Consider the following 15,638-nt stretch of genomic DNA (forward strand, 5'->3'; position numbering starts at 1 on the left):
GCGCTTCAGGCCAATGTTCAGGCATGGATCCCGGACCTCCGCTTCGCTGCGTCCGGGATGACCAATGCCAGTTCTCGAAGCTTACGCAGCCCGCTCGCGCTTGGCTGACTTGGCGAATTTCTTGGTGACGCGCTCGCGCTTCAGCCGCGAGAGATGGTCGATGAAGAGCACGCCGTTGAGATGATCGATCTCGTGCTGCAGGCAGGTCGCCAGCAGGCCGTCGGCCGCGATCTCCTGCGTCTTGCCATCGAGATCCATGTAGCGGACCTTGACCTCGGCCGGGCGCTCGACCTCCTCGTAATATTCGGGGATCGAGAGGCAGCCTTCCTCGTAAACGCTGAACTCCTCCGAAGACCAGGCGATCTCCGGATTGATGAAGACCTGCGGCTTCTTCGGCTCGGGCTCCTCGCCCTCCTTCGCCTCCGGCTTCGACAGGTCGATCGTCACCACGCGCAGCGGCACGCCGATCTGGATCGCGGCGAGACCGATGCCGGGCGCGTCGTACATCGTCTCGAACATGTCCGCGACCAGCGTCCTGATCTCGGGCGTGACAGCCTCGACCGGCTTCGAGACGAGGCGAAGCTGGGCGTCGGGCAGGATGACGAGCGGGCGAACGGACATGGGATTCCAAGGAAAAAGAGCTGTTGAACCGGGGACATAAGCATTTGTGAGAGGACGGTCAAACTGTTCCACTTTCGTTCGCCATTACCAGCCGAATCGGCTAGGCTCCCGTGCATGAACGAGATCGCCTTCACCCTGCTGGAACGCCCGGTGACCTGGGCCGAAGCTGCGCTCGGCTTCGGGGCGCTGAGTCTCGTCCTGCTGCTGATGGCGGTGATTGCCGGCTGGCGCGGCGGCAAGGCCCGCGCGATCGAAGCCGCGATGGCCACCGAGCGCGCCCGCGAGATGGACGACAAGGTCGCGGAGATGAACCGCCAGCAGGCGGAGCTCGCCGGCCGGATGCAGTCCATGGCCGAGATCCTCTCGACCCGGCAGGGCGATCTCGCACGGCTCGTCGCCGACCGGATGGACGGGCTGAGCCACAAGGTCGGGCAAGGGCTGGAACGGAACGTCCAGCAGACCACCGAGAGCCTCGGCAAGCTGCAGGAGCGGCTGGCGGTGATCGACAACGCCCAGAAGAACCTGACGGACCTGACATCCGAGGTCGTGACGCTCAGAGACGTGCTCGCCAACAAGCAGGCGCGCGGCGCCTATGGCCAGGGCCGGATGGAAGCGATCATCCGCGACGGCCTGCCCGCCGCCTTCTTCGCCTTCCAGCCGCAGCTCTCGAACGGGAAGCGGCCGGACTGCTTGGTCACCCTGCCCGGCGACGGACGCGGCCTCGTCATCGACGCCAAATTCCCGCTGGAGAGCTTCACGCTGCTGCGCGAGGCCCGTGGCGACGACGCCAGGAAGGCCGCCGGCCAGCGCGTGCGCAGCGATGTCGGCGTGCATGTGAAGGATATCGCCGAGCGCTATTTCCTGCCCGGCGAAACGCAGGACGTGGCCCTGCTCTTCGTGCCGTCGGAATCGATCTACGCCGACCTGCACGAGTATTTCGACGATGTCGTGCAGCGGGCGCACCGGGCCCGCATCATGATCGTCTCGCCCTCCCTGCTGGCTCTGGCGATCCAGCTGATGCAGTCGCTGGTGCGCGATGCCCGGATGCGCGAGGAAGCGCAGGTGATCCAGAGCGAGGTTGGCAAGCTGCTCGACGACGTGCGCCGGCTCGGCGAGCGCGTCGACAAACTCGACAATCATTTCCGGCAGGCACAGGACGATGTCGGCCAGATCAAGACCTCGGCCGGCAAGGTCACCAGCCGCGCCGAGAAGATCGGCGCGCTCGATTTCGACGACGAGAAGAGCGAGCCGAAGCTGCCCTTCGCCAAGGGGCTGGAGCTGAAGCGCGCAGCCGAATAGCGGCCGCCTGCCCCCTTCCGAGAGCGCCGCCCATGGGGCGCATCAAGAAGAACATGCAACTATAACTAGAATTACAACCACTAGTTGAGAGTGCAAATTAATGCGCGCCAACCTCCCGCTTATCGTTAGAGCAACTTTAAGAGTTCTCTGAAAATTTGAGGGGAAATCGCAACCCGAATACAGTCGCCTGTCATGTTTCGAACCGGACGAGCCCGACGATTGCCTAGAAAATAGGCATCCCGAATACCCCCCACCACTCTCCTCATCATCGCGGCCTCTCCCCGGAAAGTTCATCATGGCCTTGAGCATTAAGACCAAGCTGGCGAGCGCGCTCGTCGCGCTGACTCTCTGCGTCCTCGTCGTCGGCGCTTGCGGATTCCTAGCCCTTCGATCCGTCACACAGCGGGTCGACGAAGTTGTCCAGAACAACGTCATCCCGATGGAGCAGTTGCGGATCGTCAGCGACATGTACGCGGTCAACGTCGTCGACACGATCTGGAAGGCGCAGAGCAACCAGATCACCTGGACGAACGCGCTGAAGAGCGTCCAGGACGCGGTGGGGAATATCGACAAGGGCTGGAAGGCCTACCTGCCCACCATCACGGCCGCCGACGAAAAGCAGATTGCCGAACAGGCGACGGTGCTGATGAAGACCGGCGATGCCGCCGTTGCCAAGCTGATCGGCATTCTGAAGGAGCGTGACGAGAGCGCGCTGCGCATGTTCGCCACTGACGAGCTCTACAAGGCGATCGACCCGATCTCCGCCAAGCTCGGGGAGCTGACCTCGATGCAGCTCTCCCAGGCACGAGACCGGGGCATGGAAGCACAATCCATCGCCGGCTCCGCCACCATCCTGTTGCTGGTCATGGCCGGTGGCGCCTTGCTGGTCGCTGCCCTGGCGCTGGCCTTCGTCATCGGCGGCATCGTGCGCCCCCTTGCCGGCATGACCGACGCGATGAAGCGCCTGGCCGGCGGCGAGCAGGATGTCACGGTGCCCAGCATCGGCCGCCGCGACGAGATCGGCGACATGGCTGGAGCCCTGCAGATCTTCCAGGAGAATGCCGCCCGCGTCCGTGCACTGGAAGAGCAGGAGCGCATCGCTGCGGCCGCGCGTCTCGCCCGGGCGCAGTCGATGGAAGCGGTCGTCTCCGATGTCAGCGAGGTCGTTGCAGCGGCCGCGGCCGGTGATTTCTCGGCACGGCTCCAGATCGACGACGGCGACGAACAGATGCAGCGACTGGTCGCCGGCATCAACGAGATCAACCGCGTCGTCGACAGCGCCACGACCGAGTTCGCCGACATCCTCCAGGCGATCGCCGGCGGCGACCTAACGCGCCAGATCGGAACCGGCTACCGCGGCCGCTTCGCCGACCTGAAGGGCGCGATCAACGAGACGGTGGACCGCCTCTCGGCGACGGTCGCGACGATCCAGACAACCTCGGCCGATGTCGGTCTCGCCGCACGCGAGATCAGCATAGGTGCCGACGATCTGTCGAAGCGCACCGAGGAACAGGCTTCGTCGCTGGAGCAGACGGCGGCCACGACCGAAGAGCTCGCAGCCTCGGTCAAGGCCTCGGCCCAGGCTTCCCGTTCGGCGGCAACCGCTGCCGACGAGGCGGCGAGCGCGGCGCGGTCGGGCGGCACGATTGCCGGCCAGGCTGTCGACGCCATGGCCCGGATCGAGAGCGCCTCGCAGAAGATCTCCGACATCATCCGGGTGATCGACGACATCGCCTTCCAGACCAACCTGCTCGCGCTCAATGCTGCAGTCGAGGCGGCGCGTGCCGGTGACGCCGGCAAGGGCTTCGCCGTCGTCGCCTCCGAGGTCCGGACACTGGCGCAGCGTTCCAGCGAAGCGGCGAAGGACATCTCCGAGCTGATCTCCTCGTCCAATGCCGAGGTCGGCGAGGGCGTGAAGCTGGTGCGCAGGGCCGGCGAAGCCCTGACGCAGATTCTCGCGGCCTCGCAGAAGGTCGCGGCGACGATCGCCGACATCTCTGCGGCATCGGGCGAGCAGGCGAACGGCATCGACGAGATGAGCCAGGCGGTGGCCCATCTCGACGAGATGACGCAGCAGAACGCGGCCCTGTCCGAACAGAGCGCGGCTTCGGCGAATTCACTGTCCGGCCGGATCGAGCAGCTCAACGCGTTGGTCGCGACCTTCCGGACCAATCAGGGCGGCGCTGCCGTGTCGCGCGCACCCGCCTCGATCAGCTCGGCGGCATCCGAACCGGATCGTTTGCGCCAGCTCGCCGAAGCAGCCTTCCACCAATCGCGGCGCCCCGCCGCAGCGAAGGCCGAGCCTGCCCCCGTCAAGCGCGCGGTCAATGCTCGCAACGGCAGCACCGGCTGGGAAGAGTTCTAGCCCCTCCTCCCATCCAATACTGTTTCAATGCGCCTCCTGACCCGTGTCAGGAGGCGTTGTTTTGCAGGGTCGCCGACAGCTCCGGCTTCACATTCAGCGTCTGGAAGACCACGCAATAGCGCTCGGTGAGCTTGAGCAGCGTGTCGAGCTTTTCCTGCGGCGCATCGGTCTCGACGTCGAAGAACAGGCGGATCGCCTTGAAACCGACCGCCGCGTCCTTGGCGACGCCGAGCGTGCCGCGGAAATCGAGATCGCCCTCGGCACGGACCGCGCCCTTCTTCAACTCGATCTCCAACGCGGTCGCGACCGCCTTCAGCGTCACGCCGGCGCAGGCGACCAGCGCCTCCAGCAGCATGTCGCCGGAGCAGAGCTCGGCGCCGGAGCCGCCGGTGGCGGGGTGCAGGCCGGCGAGCGCGATCGCGCGGCCGGTCTCGACCTTGCAGGCGATGTGCTGGTCATCGAGTTCACCATGAGCCTTCAACGTGATGACCGCCGCCTCGGGATTGGTGCGGTATTCATCCTTGAGCGGGGCCTGCAAGGCGCGCAGCGCGGTGATGTCCATGATCGTTATCCTCTTGAAGCGGCCCGCCAGCTTTTAGAGCATCGGCCCGAAAAGTGGGACGCGGTTTTCGGGCAAAGCCGATGCAAAATCGAAGAGCCGGAGTATCGGACCGAGTACGCCAATCCGGCCGCCTCAGGCCGCTGCCTCCACCTGGGGCACCGCATGCCGGTCTTCCTTTTCGAGCGCCCGGCGCAACTCCCGACGCAGCGTGACGAAGCCGACGGAGCCCTCCTCGCGCGGACGCGCCAGCAGATTGTCGAGGCTGAAGGCGACCGGCCCCAGCTGCCGTGGCAGGACGAGGACGCGATCGGCCAGGCGCAGAGCTTCGTCCACGGAGCCGGTGGCGATGACGACGGCAGGACGCGCTTGCGTACAGAGCTCCGGCAGGAAGGTGGTCAGCCGCGCGCGCGCCTCGGCATCAACAGCTGCGAAGGGCTCGTCGACCAGCAGCAGCCGCGGCCTGACCAGCAGGAGGCGGGCGATGGCCAGCCGCAGCAGCCCCTCCGGCGAGAGCTCAGCCGGCCGCTGCTTTGCCTGCGCGGCAAGACCGAGGCGGACCAGCACATTGGCGATCAGGCCCTCGCGCTCGAACGGCGTCGCCTTCGGCAGGGCGAAAGCGAGATTCTCCGTGAGATCGAGCCAGGCAAAGAAGCGCGGCCGGGCGCAGAGCAGGCCGATCTCGGCCGTCGGCACCGCTCCCTCATCGGCCTGCAAGGCGGCGAAGGCACGCAGCGCCGCCTTCCGCACCTCGGACGGACCGAGCAGGGCGACGATCTCGCCGGCCCCAGGGCGCGGCAGGGCATATTCGGAAGAGCGGGAGATATCGTGAAGAGCGGCCGGCATCGCTGGCTCCATCCATAGACAAGGCGGAAGGAGCGCCGACGGCATCAGCCGTCCCGTCGTCCCGCGCTTTAGCTGCATTTGTTTCGCGCCCGCAAGCTGAGGCTCAAATCGGCGCGTATCCTCTTCTAAGGTCCGAACGTTCGTTTTGTCAAACGGAACTCACCACCACATGCCGGCGGTCTCGGCCGCCTTCTCCTGATGCGGGGCCTCGTCGCGCAGCGAGCGGTCGAGCGCCCGCAAGACCTCGCGCTTCGTCGCCTCGAAAGCCGGGGAGAGCCGGTCGCGCGGACGGGCGAGCGGGTTGTCGAGTTCATCGAAGATGCGGCCGGGCTTGGGCTGCATCACCACGATGCGATCGGCCAACGCCACCGCTTCCTCGACATCATGCGTGACCATCACCACGGTCGGGCGGCTCTCCTGCCAGAGCGCCAGCAGATGGCCGTGCAAGCTCGCCCGCGTCGTGGCATCGAGCGCCGAGAAAGGCTCGTCCATCAGCAGAAGCTTAGGCCGTGTGACGAGGGCGCGGGCGATGGCGACGCGCTGTTGCTGGCCGCCAGAGAGCTCGCGCGGCCAGCGCTTCTCGTGGCCGGCGAGGCCAACACGAACCAGCGCATTGGTCACCAGCCCGTCACGCTCGAAGGCGGAGAGATGCGAGAGGCCGAAGCCGGCATTCTCGGCGACGGCTAGCCAGGGGAAGAGCCGCGGCTCCTGGAAGATGACGCCGACATCGGCGCGCGGCTCGGCGATCGCCTCGCCGTCGAGACGGATCGCCCCCTCGCTCGGCCGGTCGAGCCCGGCGACGAGGCGCAGCAAGGTGGTCTTGCCGCAGCCGGAACCGCCGAGCAGGGCGACGATCTCGCCGCGCCCGACATCGAGCGTAATAGCCGAGAGGGCGCGCGTGCCGTCGGCGTAGGTCTTGGAGAGCCGGTCGAAACTCAGCACCGGGACGCCCCTCAAAGCTTGTCGCGCGCCGTATCCTGCCAGGTGAGGAAGGGCCGCGTGATGGTGACGAGCAGGCCGTCCGCCAGCTTGCCGAGCACGGCGAAGCTGATGATGGCCGCGATGATGGTATCGGGGCGGCCAAGCTGCTGGCCGTCCACGAGCAGGTAGCCCAGCCCCTCGCTCGCGCCCATGATCTCGGCCGCGACCACGAACATGAAGCCGAGGCCGAGGCCGGAGCGCAGAGCGGTGACCCAGGCCGGCAGGATCGCCGGCAGCAGGACGCGTCTGGTCATGGCGAGGCGCGAGAGGCGGAAGACGCGGCCGACCTCGACGATCTTGCGGTCGATGCCCTGGATCGCGGCGGCGACGCCGAGATAGACCGGAAAGAAGACGCCGACCGCGATCAGCGCCACCTTCGAGGCCTCGAAGATGCCGAGCCAGAGGATGAAGAGCGGTACCCAGGCGATCGAGGGGATCGCACGCAGTGCCTGCAAGGTCGGATCGAGCAGGCTGCGGGCGACGGGCAGAGCGCCCGTCACCGCGCCGAGCACGGTCCCGGCAAGCGCGCCGAGGCCGAAGCCTGCGGCGACCCGCCAGAGCGTCGCGCCGGCATGGGTCAGAAGCTCGCCCGAGGCTGCAAGCCCCCAAAGCGTGCGGCCGACGACGCTGGGGGGCGGCATCAGGCGGCCATTGGCGATGCCGGCCGCGACGAGCCCTTCCCAGAGGATGGCCAGCACGACCGGCAGGACGAAGCCGGCGATCGCGAGCCGATAGGAACGGCGTGAAGCGGCGGGGCGCCGCTCCGGCTCGTCCACGGCGGTTGCGATCTCGAGGACGCTCATCGCCGCGCGCTGCCCGTCAGTTGGTGGCGGCGAAGCGCCGGTCGACCAAGCTGTCGACAGCGGCCTTCACATTGGTCGAGGCCGGCAGCACGCCCGCTTCCTTGAGCGCGAGCCCGGCGGCGGTGATGGTGTCGACCTGCGCTTGGCCGATCGCCGAATGGGTCAGCTCGGTGCGGGTGAGCTGGCGCTCGATCACCGGCTCGGAGAGCTTGGTGTACTCGACCAGAACCTTCTTGAGCTCGGCCGGGTTGGCGCGCGCATAGGCGCGTGCCTCCTCGTAGGCGGCCAGCACCTTCTTCACGAGGGCCGGGTTCTCGTTGGCGAAGGCCTCGCGGACATTGAGGATGCCCCAGGTGTTGTCCTCGGCCTTGCGGTAGAACAGCTTGGCGCCGCTCTCGACCTCGGCAGCCGCCATCAGCGGGTCGAGCCCGGCCCAGGCATCGACATCGCCTCGCTCCAGCGCGAGGCGGCCATCGGCATGCTGGAGCAGGACGAGCTTGACGTCCTTCTCGGTCAACCTGGCATCGGCCAGCGCGCGGACGAGGAAGATATGCGGATCGGTGCCGCGGGTGACGGCGACGCGCTTGCCTTTGAGATCGGCGACCTTGGTAATCTCGCTCTTGGCGCCGGTGACCAGCGCCGTCCATTCCGGCCGGGAATACACATAGATCGACTTGATCGGGTTGCCATTGATCTTGCCGATCAGCGCAGCAGCGCCTGCCGTCGAACCGAAATCGATCGAGCCAGCATTGATGAACTCGAGCGCCTTGTTCGATCCGGCGGACAGGACCCAGCGCACCTTGATGCCGTCGGCCTCGAGCGCCTTCTCGAGGATGCCGCGCTCCTTCAGCACGAGGCTGACGGGATTGTAGGTCGCGTAGTCGACCCGGATTTCCTTGGGGGCCTGCGCGAAAGCTGGCACGGCAAGGCCTGCGGCGGCAACGAAAGCGAGCGCGAGGCGGCGGGTGATGCTGGTCATGGGGCTTATCCCTCTGGCGATGATGCGAGGGATCGGGACGGGTGGCGTCCCTTGCCCCACGCTTTAGCTGCACTTGTTTCGCGCCCGCAAGCTGGTGGCTCAAATCGGCGCGCATCCGACTTTTAGGTCCAATCGTTCTGTTTGTCAAACAACACATTAGGTAGTGTTTTTTACTATAATTCACATTCGTTTACGTTTAAATTTCCCCTCTCACCTGCCCGCTCCTCATGTTACGAGAGACGACGCCTGCTGGAACGGAGCTTTCGTGACCGCGCCTCCCGCCAAGCCTGCCCTGCCGCTCGCCGAGATGCTGCACAGCCCCGAGGCCGGGATCGCGCGGCTGCTCGAGACGATCAACCGGCGCGACAAGACGCGGATGCGGCAGGCTCTGATCGCGGGCTTGAGGCAGTTGCTCGATGAAGGCCATGCCTCGGCCAGAACGATCCTTGCCGGGCCGCGCGGCGGGCTTGCCTGCGCGCATCGGCTTTCGGCGGTGATGGATGCCGTGGTGCGCGGGCTGCACAGCGCCGCGGTCACCTATTTCTATCCAGCCGACAATCCATCGCAATCGGAGCGCATCGCGGTGGTCGCCGTCGGCGGCTACGGGCGCGGCACGCTAGCGCCGGGCTCGGATGTCGACCTGCTCTTCCTGTTCCCGCACAAGCAGACGGCCTGGGGCGAGAGCGTGGTCGAATCCATGCTCTATCCGCTCTGGGACCTGAAGCTGAAGACCGGCCATTCCGTCCGCTCGATCGACGATTGCGTGCGCGAGGCCCGCGCCGACATGACGATCCGCACCGCGCTGCTGGAAGCCCGCTTCCTGGTGGGCGACCGCTCGCTCTTCGACGAGATGGTCCGCCGCTTCGATGCCGAGGTGGTCGAGGGCACGGCCCAGGCGTTCACCGAGGCCAAGCTCGCCGAGCGCGAGCTCAGGGTGCAGCGGGCCGGCGCCTCGCGCTATCTGGTGGAGCCCAACGTCAAGGACGGCAAGGGTGGCTTGCGCGACCTCAACACGCTGTTCTGGATCGCCAAATACGCCTACCGCGTCCATGACGTGCGCGACCTCGTCGAAGCCGGGCTGTTCGACAAGCAGGAACTCCAGATGTTCCAGCGCTCCGAGGAATTCCTCTGGCGCACGCGTTGCTGGCTGCATTTCATCACCGGCCGGGCCGAGGAGCGCCTGTCCTTCGACCTGCAAAGGCAGGTCGCGGCGGAGGTCGGCTATGCCGGCCGCAGCGGACAGGCGCCGGTCGAGCGCTTCATGAAAGCGTACTTCCTGATCGCCAAGGATGTCGGCGACCTCACCGCTATCGTCTGCGCCGCGCTGGAAGCCCGCCAGCAGAAGCCGCGTGCCAGCCTGTCGAAGCTGCTCGGCACCTTCGCCAAGCGCAAGCGCGAGCGCTCGCTCGGACACACCGACTTCAAGCTGACGAGCCAGCGCCTCGATGTGGTCGACGACAGCGCCTTCGAGCGCGATCCGGTCAACCTGCTCCGGCTCTACGCCATCGCCAGCCGCGAGGACCTCGCCATCCACCCGGACGCCAGCCGGCTGGTGACGCAATCGCTCCGGCTGGTCACGCCGGGCCTGCGCAACGAGCCGGAAGCCAACCGCATCTTCCTGGAGATCCTGACCGGCCGGCGTTCGCCGGAGGTGGTGCTCAGGCGCATGAACGAATCCGGGCTGCTCGGCCGCTTCGTCCCGGATTTCGGCCGCGTCGTCGCGATGATGCAGTTCAACATGTACCACCACTACACGGTCGACGAGCACCTGATCCGCGCCATGGGCGTTCTGGCCGAGATCGATGCCGGCGGGCTGGAGGCCGAGCATCCGCTCGCCAACGAGATCATGCCGACAATCGCCAACCGGCGGGCGCTCTATGTCGCGCTCTTCCTGCACGACATCGCCAAGGGCCGCCCCGAAGACCATTCGATCGCCGGTGCCCGGATCGCCCGCAAGCTCGGGCCACGCTTCGGCCTGACCAGCGCACAGACGGAGACCGCCGCCTGGCTGGTCGAGCATCATCTCGACATGTCGACGGTGGCGCAAAGCCGCGACCTCGGCGACCCCAAGACGATCGAGAGCTTCGCCGCGACCGTCCAGACGCTGGAGCGGCTGAAGCTGCTGCTGATCCTCACCGTCGCCGACATCAAGGCCGTCGGACCCGGCGTCTGGAACGGCTGGAAGGGGCAGCTGCTGCGCACGCTCTACTACGAGACCGAGCTCGTGCTCACCGGCGGGCATTCGGCGGTCGAGCGCAAGGCGCGCGTGGCGATGAAGCAGGACGAATTGCGCCGGCGCCTCTCCGATTGGAGCGCCGGGGAGCGCGACGCCTATGTCGCCCGCCACTACCCGGCCTACTGGATCAAGGTCGACCCGGAGCAGCAGGAGAAGCACGCGCGCTTCCTGCACAAGGCGGAAGCTGCCGGGCGCACCACGGCGACCATCGTCGAGACCGACCAGTTCCGCGGCGTGACCGAACTCACCGTGCTCGCGCCCGACCATCCGCGCCTGCTCGCCATCGTCACCGGTGCCTGCGCAGCGGCCGGCGGCAATATCGTCGATGCGCAGATCTTCACCACCAGCGACGGGCTCGTGCTCGACACGATCTCGGTCTCGCGCGCCTTCGACCGCGACGACGACGAATTGCGCCGGGCCGAGCGCATCGCCGCCGCGATCGAGCGGGCGCTGAAGGGCGAGATCAAGATCGCCGACCTCGTCGCCCAGCGCCGCGCCCCACCGCCGCGCGGCCAGACCTTCCAGGTCGAGCCCGAGGTCGTCATCGACAACGTGCTCTCGGCGCGCCACACGGTGCTGGAGGTTTCGGGCCTCGACCGGCCCGGCCTGCTCTACGATCTCACCACCGCGATCGGAAAGCTCAACCTCAACATCGCCTCGGCCCACATCGCGACCTTCGGCGAGAAGGCGGTCGACGTGTTCTACGTCACCGACCTGACCCATGCGAAAATCGTCTCGACCGGCCGGCAACTGACGATCCGCAAAGCCCTCATCGACGTGTTCAAGTTCGAAGCGGAGAAGCCGGCCGCAGCCAAGGCGAAAGTGCCGGCCCGCGCTTGATTTAAACGACCATAAGGCCGATATCCGGCACGAACGCGGCTGCACACCGGGATGACCGGCCAGGCCCTGCAAGGGGCGGCGCAGCCAGCTCTTTAGTTGCCGCATTTTCTTCACGCGAACCGGTAGCCGCTTCGCTTGAAAATGCTGAGAAAGGGACGTGACGATAAAATGACGCAGAACCCTGCGACGGAAGACCCCAACCTCGAAGCCGGCGCGGACGCGCCCGAGCAGGCGGCAACCGCCGAGGCAGGCCTCGCGGCGCAGCTCGCCAAGCTCCAGGCCGAACGCGACGACCTCAAGGACAAGCTGCTCCGGACGCTCGCCGAGATGGAGAACCTGCGCCGCCGCACCGAGCGCGAGATCGCCGATGCCAAGGCCTATGCCGTGACCAGCTTCGCCCGCGACATGCTCGGCTCCTCCGACAATCTGCGCCGGGCGCTGGAAAGCCTGCCCGCCGACGCCATGAAGACCGCCGATGCCGCGGTGAAGGCGTTGCACGAAGGCGTCGAGCTGACCGAGCGCGAACTGCTCAAGACGCTGGAGCGTCACGGCGTGCGCCAGATCGATCCGCAGGGCGAGAAATTCGACCCCAACCTGCACCAGGCGATGTTCGAGGCCCCCGACGCAGCAATCGCCAAGGGGCTGGTCTCGAAGGTCGTGCAGACCGGCTACAAGATCGGCGAGCGCGTCCTGCGCCCGGCGCTGGTCGGCGTCTCCGCCGGAGCCCCCAAGGCCCCGGACGCGCCCGCCGGCGAACCGACCCAGCACTGACCCCGTGTTCGAGGTCGCCGGCGTCGCCATCTTCGCGCTGACCGGCGCCCTCGTCGCCGCCCGCAAGGGCATGGACCCGTTCGGCTTCGTCCTGCTGGCGACCGTCACCGGCGTCGGCGGCGGCACTCTGCGCGATGTCCTGCTCGGGCACGGCATCTTCTGGGTGTGGGACCCGAGCGACGTCATCGCCTGTCTGATCGTCGCGCTTGGCGCCTGGCTGCTCGCCTATCTCAAGCCCGGCGTTCTGGAAGGCTGGGGCGGGCGCAAGCTGCTGATCTGGGCCGACGCAGCCGGCTTCTCGCTCTTCGCCGTGATCGGCACGTTGAAAGGGCTCGACGCCGCGGCGCCCGTGCTCTCGGCCGTCGCGCTCGGCGCGATGACCGCGACCTTCGGCGGCATCCTGCGCGACATTCTAGCCGGTGACCGGCCGATGCTGCTGTGGGGCCGTGACTTTTACGTCACCGCCGCAACGGCCGGCGCCGCCACGACAGCGGCGCTGACCGGGCTGGATCTCTCCGCCGCGCTGGTGATGTTGGGAGGTTTCGCGGTCTGCTTCGGACTGCGGGCGGGCTCGTTGCTGTTCGGCTGGTCATTCCCGAGCCTGCCTCACAAGACGCCCGACTAAGCCTTCGGCTTCGTCACCCGCCGCAAGGTCAGATTGATCCGCCCGCCCTCCGGCAGCAGCGTCGACGAGCCCGTCAGGATGCGGTCGATGCCATGATAGGCGAGCCGCGCCTCGCCGCCGAAGAGCAGCACATCGCCGGACGCGAGCTTGAGCGAGGTCGTCTTGCCGCCGCGCGTCGTGCCGCCAATGCGGAAGAGTGCGGCATCGCCGAGCGAGACCGACAGGACGGGAGCATCGAAATCCTGCTCGTCACGATCCTGATGCAGGCCCATCTTGGCGCCGGCAGCATAGAAATTGACCAGGCAGGCCTCGGGCGGGTGCGGATAGCCGGCCAATTCCCGCCAGAGGTCGAGAAGCGGCGCCGGCATGATCGGCCAGGGCTCGCCGGTCTCGGGATGCTCAGGCTGGTAGCGATAACCGTTGATGTCCGAGACCCAGCCGAGCGAGCCACAATTGGTCATGCGGACCGAGAAGGGCGTGCCGCTCTTCGGCATGCGCGGCTGGAAGAACGGCGCCTTGCGCGCGACTGCCCTGAGCTCCGCCACCAGCGCCGCCTGCTCCTCCGGCGCCAGCCGGCCCGGCCAGTGGACGACGCCCGGCGCGACGGTGACGCGGGTCATGGTCAGAGCGCGTCGAGGCCGAGCACGTCGGCCATGGAATAGAGACCAGCCTTGCGGCCTCGGCCCCAGAGCGTGGCCTTGACCGCGCCTTGCGCGAAGAGGCTGCGATCCTCGGCGACATGGGCGAGCTCGAGCCGTTCGCCACTCCCTGCGAAAATCACCTTGTGGTCGCCCACGACCGTGCCGCCGCGCAGGGCAGCGAAGCCGATCGTGCCGGGCTCGCGCGCCCCGGTGATGCCGTCGCGGCCGGCGACGCGCTGCTTTGCCAGATCGACCGCCCTGCCCTCGGCCGCCGCCTCGCCGAGCAGCACCGCGGTGCCGGAGGGCGCATCGACCTTCATGCGGTGATGCATCTCGACGATCTCGATGTCCCAGTCGGTGCCCAGCGTCGCTGCAACCTTGCGCACCAACGCCGCAAGCAGGTTGACGCCGAGGCTCATATTGCCGGAGCGGATGATCGGCGTGCGCTTTGCCGCCTCAGCCAGCTCGGCCAGATGCTTGGGCTCAAGCCCGGTCGTGCCGACGACATGCAGAATGCCGGCATCGGCAGCGAACCTGGCGAAAGCGACCGTCGCGTCCGGCGCCGTGAAATCGAGGACGCCATCGGCAGCCGCGAAGGCAGCCGCGGCATCGCTGGTCACCTTGACGCCGGAGGCCGGCAGGCCGGCGAGGATGCCAGCGTCGTTGCCGAGCGCGGCGGAGCCCGGGCGCTCGATCGCGGCCACCAGCGTGCAGCCCTGCGCCTGATCGATGGCGCGGATCAGCATCCGGCCCATCCGCCCGGCGGCACCGACGACGACGAGACGCATATCACTCATGGAAGGCGGGCTCCGGGCTGGCTCTGCAGCGAAAGCAGATGTCTTCGCCAGTAACCCAATAGACCGGGCTCCGCCAGCCGAACACCCGAAAGCCGCGCATAGCAAAACGGCCGAGTTGCCCCGGCCGTCTCGTATTCCTCACGCGATCGGCGCTCAGGCCGCCTGCTGGATGCCCGAGAGCTTCCAGGCGCCGCCACGCTCACGCAGGAAGGTCCAGTACTCGCTGACCTCCTGGGTCTGCGTCGCACTGCCGTCGACGACCTTGCCGGACTTGCGGTCGTAGACCGCGTTGATCAGGCTGAAGCGCATCGCGACCGTCGCGTAATCGGTATTCCCTTCCTTCCAAGCCTGAGACAGGTCGCCCTGCAGCAGCTTGACGTCGGAGACGCGGTCGACCACGCCGCGGCCGGCATTGTCGCTGAGATCCTCGTCGAAATAGCCGAACATCTCGGGCGTCGTCCGCTGGCGCAGGCCGGCCTCGTCCTCGTTGGAATAGGCCGTGTTGACCTCACCGAGCAGGCGCTCGAAGGCGTTGAAATCCTCGCCCGTGAGTTCGAGCGGCTGCGGCTGCACGGCAGCAGCGGCGGCGCCGCCACCGAAACCGCCCATGCGAGCCATGGCAGGCTGCGACTGCGGAGCGTCATGACCCTGACGGGCATAGGGCGCACCGGCACCGGCGAGCTGCGGCTCGGAACGGCGGCGGAAGAAGCGGATGGCGAGCATGACGATGCCGACGATCAGGCCGATCTGCAGCAGGAAGCCGAGCATGCCGGCGAGCGAGGCCAGGCCGCTGAAGAAGCCCGAGCCCGAGAGCATGCCGAACAGGCCCGCGCCGAGCAGGCCAGCGCCGATGCCCATCATCATGTTGCGCGCGAAGGACGGGCGGGCGGCCTGCGCCGCGGCGCCGGCGGCCGCCGGTCCAGCCATCGACGGCGAAGCCGGCGAGGACGGAGCGGAGCGCTGGAAAGTCTGGGCGCCACCGGGCGTCGTATTCGTCGACGGCGGCGCGCTATTGGTGAACGACCCACGGCTGCCCGAGCTGCGGCCACCACCCGGACGGGCTTCGGCAACGAGCGGCACGAGCAACAGGGCCCCGGCGACCAAGGCGACGGCACGTCCACGACGGGCGAGCGAAATCAGAGACATTGTTCCTCCCGGAGCCCTCCATGGGCCCACTGTCGTGCAATATGGAGACAGGCCAGTGCCCACGCAAGGCCCCATCCGGCTAACAGACTGAAACTCCTGACTATTTCAAATCGGTGCATAATTATTCGT

Annotated in this window: 14 protein-coding genes; 5 read left to right on the forward strand and 9 right to left on the reverse strand. The window is 67.3% G+C overall.

The window, feature by feature from the left end; translation table 11 throughout:
• Window positions 1-81: 81 nt before the first annotated feature.
• Window positions 82-621 (reverse strand): peptide deformylase, encoded by a 540-nt coding sequence (gene def / locus AC6RIC_RS22095; RefSeq protein WP_499733927.1) that lies wholly within the window; start codon window positions 619-621, stop codon window positions 82-84.
• Window positions 622-735: 114 nt separating this feature from the next.
• Between def and AC6RIC_RS22100 the strand changes: the two genes are divergently transcribed.
• Entirely contained in the window at window positions 736-1,920 is a 1,185-nt protein-coding gene (locus AC6RIC_RS22100; RefSeq protein WP_499733928.1) for a DNA recombination protein RmuC, read from the forward strand.
• A gap of 295 nt (window positions 1,921-2,215) precedes the next feature.
• Window positions 2,216-4,285, forward strand: a complete 2,070-nt coding sequence (locus AC6RIC_RS22105) for a HAMP domain-containing methyl-accepting chemotaxis protein (RefSeq protein ID WP_499733929.1) — start codon at window positions 2,216-2,218, stop codon at window positions 4,283-4,285.
• Between the two features lie 46 nt (window positions 4,286-4,331).
• Here the strand turns inward: AC6RIC_RS22105 and AC6RIC_RS22110 are convergent, their stop codons facing one another.
• The 5 genes from AC6RIC_RS22110 to AC6RIC_RS22130 all read right to left on the reverse strand — a co-directional run bounded on the left by AC6RIC_RS22110 (window position 4,332) and on the right by AC6RIC_RS22130 (window position 8,453).
• Window positions 4,332-4,847: an OsmC family protein gene (locus AC6RIC_RS22110; protein WP_499733930.1), complete on the reverse strand. Its 516-nt coding sequence runs from the start codon at window positions 4,845-4,847 to the stop codon at window positions 4,332-4,334.
• Window positions 4,848-4,979: 132 nt separating this feature from the next.
• A complete protein-coding gene (locus AC6RIC_RS22115) occupies window positions 4,980-5,690 on the reverse strand; it encodes an ATP-binding cassette domain-containing protein (RefSeq protein ID WP_499733931.1) in 711 nt (236 codons plus the stop codon).
• Window positions 5,691-5,849: 159 nt separating this feature from the next.
• Complete coding sequence (locus AC6RIC_RS22120) at window positions 5,850-6,632, reverse strand: ABC transporter ATP-binding protein (protein ID WP_499733932.1); 783 nt, start codon at window positions 6,630-6,632, stop codon at window positions 5,850-5,852.
• Between the two features lie 11 nt (window positions 6,633-6,643).
• Window positions 6,644-7,474, reverse strand: a complete 831-nt coding sequence (locus tag AC6RIC_RS22125) for an ABC transporter permease (RefSeq protein WP_499733933.1) — start codon at window positions 7,472-7,474, stop codon at window positions 6,644-6,646.
• Between the two features lie 16 nt (window positions 7,475-7,490).
• Entirely contained in the window at window positions 7,491-8,453 is a 963-nt protein-coding gene (locus tag AC6RIC_RS22130; protein ID WP_499733934.1) for an aliphatic sulfonate ABC transporter substrate-binding protein, read from the reverse strand.
• 310 nt (window positions 8,454-8,763) lie between these two features.
• Between AC6RIC_RS22130 and AC6RIC_RS22135 the strand changes: the two genes are divergently transcribed.
• The 3 genes from AC6RIC_RS22135 to AC6RIC_RS22145 all read left to right on the forward strand — a co-directional run bounded on the left by AC6RIC_RS22135 (window position 8,764) and on the right by AC6RIC_RS22145 (window position 12,925).
• On the forward strand, window positions 8,764-11,529 hold the full coding sequence (locus tag AC6RIC_RS22135) for a [protein-PII] uridylyltransferase (RefSeq protein WP_499736645.1): 2,766 nt from the start codon (window positions 8,764-8,766) through the stop codon (window positions 11,527-11,529).
• Window positions 11,530-11,697: 168 nt separating this feature from the next.
• Window positions 11,698-12,300: a nucleotide exchange factor GrpE gene (gene grpE, locus AC6RIC_RS22140; protein WP_499733935.1), complete on the forward strand. Its 603-nt coding sequence runs from the start codon at window positions 11,698-11,700 to the stop codon at window positions 12,298-12,300.
• Window positions 12,301-12,304: 4 nt separating this feature from the next.
• Entirely contained in the window at window positions 12,305-12,925 is a 621-nt protein-coding gene (locus AC6RIC_RS22145) for a trimeric intracellular cation channel family protein (protein WP_499733936.1), read from the forward strand.
• Here AC6RIC_RS22145 and AC6RIC_RS22150 read toward each other — a convergent pair.
• The 3 genes from AC6RIC_RS22150 to AC6RIC_RS22160 form a co-directional block, all read right to left on the reverse strand.
• Window positions 12,922-13,545: an alpha-ketoglutarate-dependent dioxygenase AlkB family protein gene (locus AC6RIC_RS22150; protein ID WP_499733937.1), complete on the reverse strand. Its 624-nt coding sequence runs from the start codon at window positions 13,543-13,545 to the stop codon at window positions 12,922-12,924. The genes AC6RIC_RS22145 and AC6RIC_RS22150 overlap by 4 nt on opposite strands.
• A 2-nt stretch (window positions 13,546-13,547) precedes the next feature.
• Window positions 13,548-14,354 (reverse strand): 4-hydroxy-tetrahydrodipicolinate reductase, encoded by an 807-nt coding sequence (gene dapB, locus AC6RIC_RS22155; RefSeq protein WP_499736646.1) that lies wholly within the window; start codon window positions 14,352-14,354, stop codon window positions 13,548-13,550.
• A gap of 162 nt (window positions 14,355-14,516) precedes the next feature.
• On the reverse strand, window positions 14,517-15,509 hold the full coding sequence (locus tag AC6RIC_RS22160; RefSeq protein WP_454658173.1) for a Tim44 domain-containing protein: 993 nt from the start codon (window positions 15,507-15,509) through the stop codon (window positions 14,517-14,519).
• Window positions 15,510-15,638 lie beyond the last annotated feature (129 nt).

This window comes from Allobosea sp. TBD101 (assembly GCF_059817965.1).

Excerpts from the sequence above, each read along its gene's own strand:
- AC6RIC_RS22100 (WP_499733928.1), top strand. The coding sequence starts at position 736 with ATGAACGAGATCGCCTTCACCCTGCTGGAACGCCCGGTGACCTGGGCC.
- def (WP_499733927.1), bottom strand. The coding sequence starts at position 621 with ATGTCCGTTCGCCCGCTCGTCATCCTGCCCGACGCCCAGCTTCGCCTC.
- grpE (WP_499733935.1), top strand. The coding sequence starts at position 11,698 with ATGACGCAGAACCCTGCGACGGAAGACCCCAACCTCGAAGCCGGCGCG.
- AC6RIC_RS22115 (WP_499733931.1), bottom strand. The coding sequence starts at position 5,690 with ATGCCGGCCGCTCTTCACGATATCTCCCGCTCTTCCGAATATGCCCTG.
- AC6RIC_RS22150 (WP_499733937.1), bottom strand. The coding sequence starts at position 13,545 with ATGACCCGCGTCACCGTCGCGCCGGGCGTCGTCCACTGGCCGGGCCGG.
- AC6RIC_RS22160 (WP_454658173.1), bottom strand. The coding sequence starts at position 15,509 with ATGTCTCTGATTTCGCTCGCCCGTCGTGGACGTGCCGTCGCCTTGGTC.
- AC6RIC_RS22105 (WP_499733929.1), top strand. The coding sequence starts at position 2,216 with ATGGCCTTGAGCATTAAGACCAAGCTGGCGAGCGCGCTCGTCGCGCTG.
- dapB (WP_499736646.1), bottom strand. The coding sequence starts at position 14,354 with ATGCGTCTCGTCGTCGTCGGTGCCGCCGGGCGGATGGGCCGGATGCTG.
- AC6RIC_RS22110 (WP_499733930.1), bottom strand. The coding sequence starts at position 4,847 with ATGGACATCACCGCGCTGCGCGCCTTGCAGGCCCCGCTCAAGGATGAA.
- AC6RIC_RS22125 (WP_499733933.1), bottom strand. The coding sequence starts at position 7,474 with ATGAGCGTCCTCGAGATCGCAACCGCCGTGGACGAGCCGGAGCGGCGC.
- AC6RIC_RS22130 (WP_499733934.1), bottom strand. The coding sequence starts at position 8,453 with ATGACCAGCATCACCCGCCGCCTCGCGCTCGCTTTCGTTGCCGCCGCA.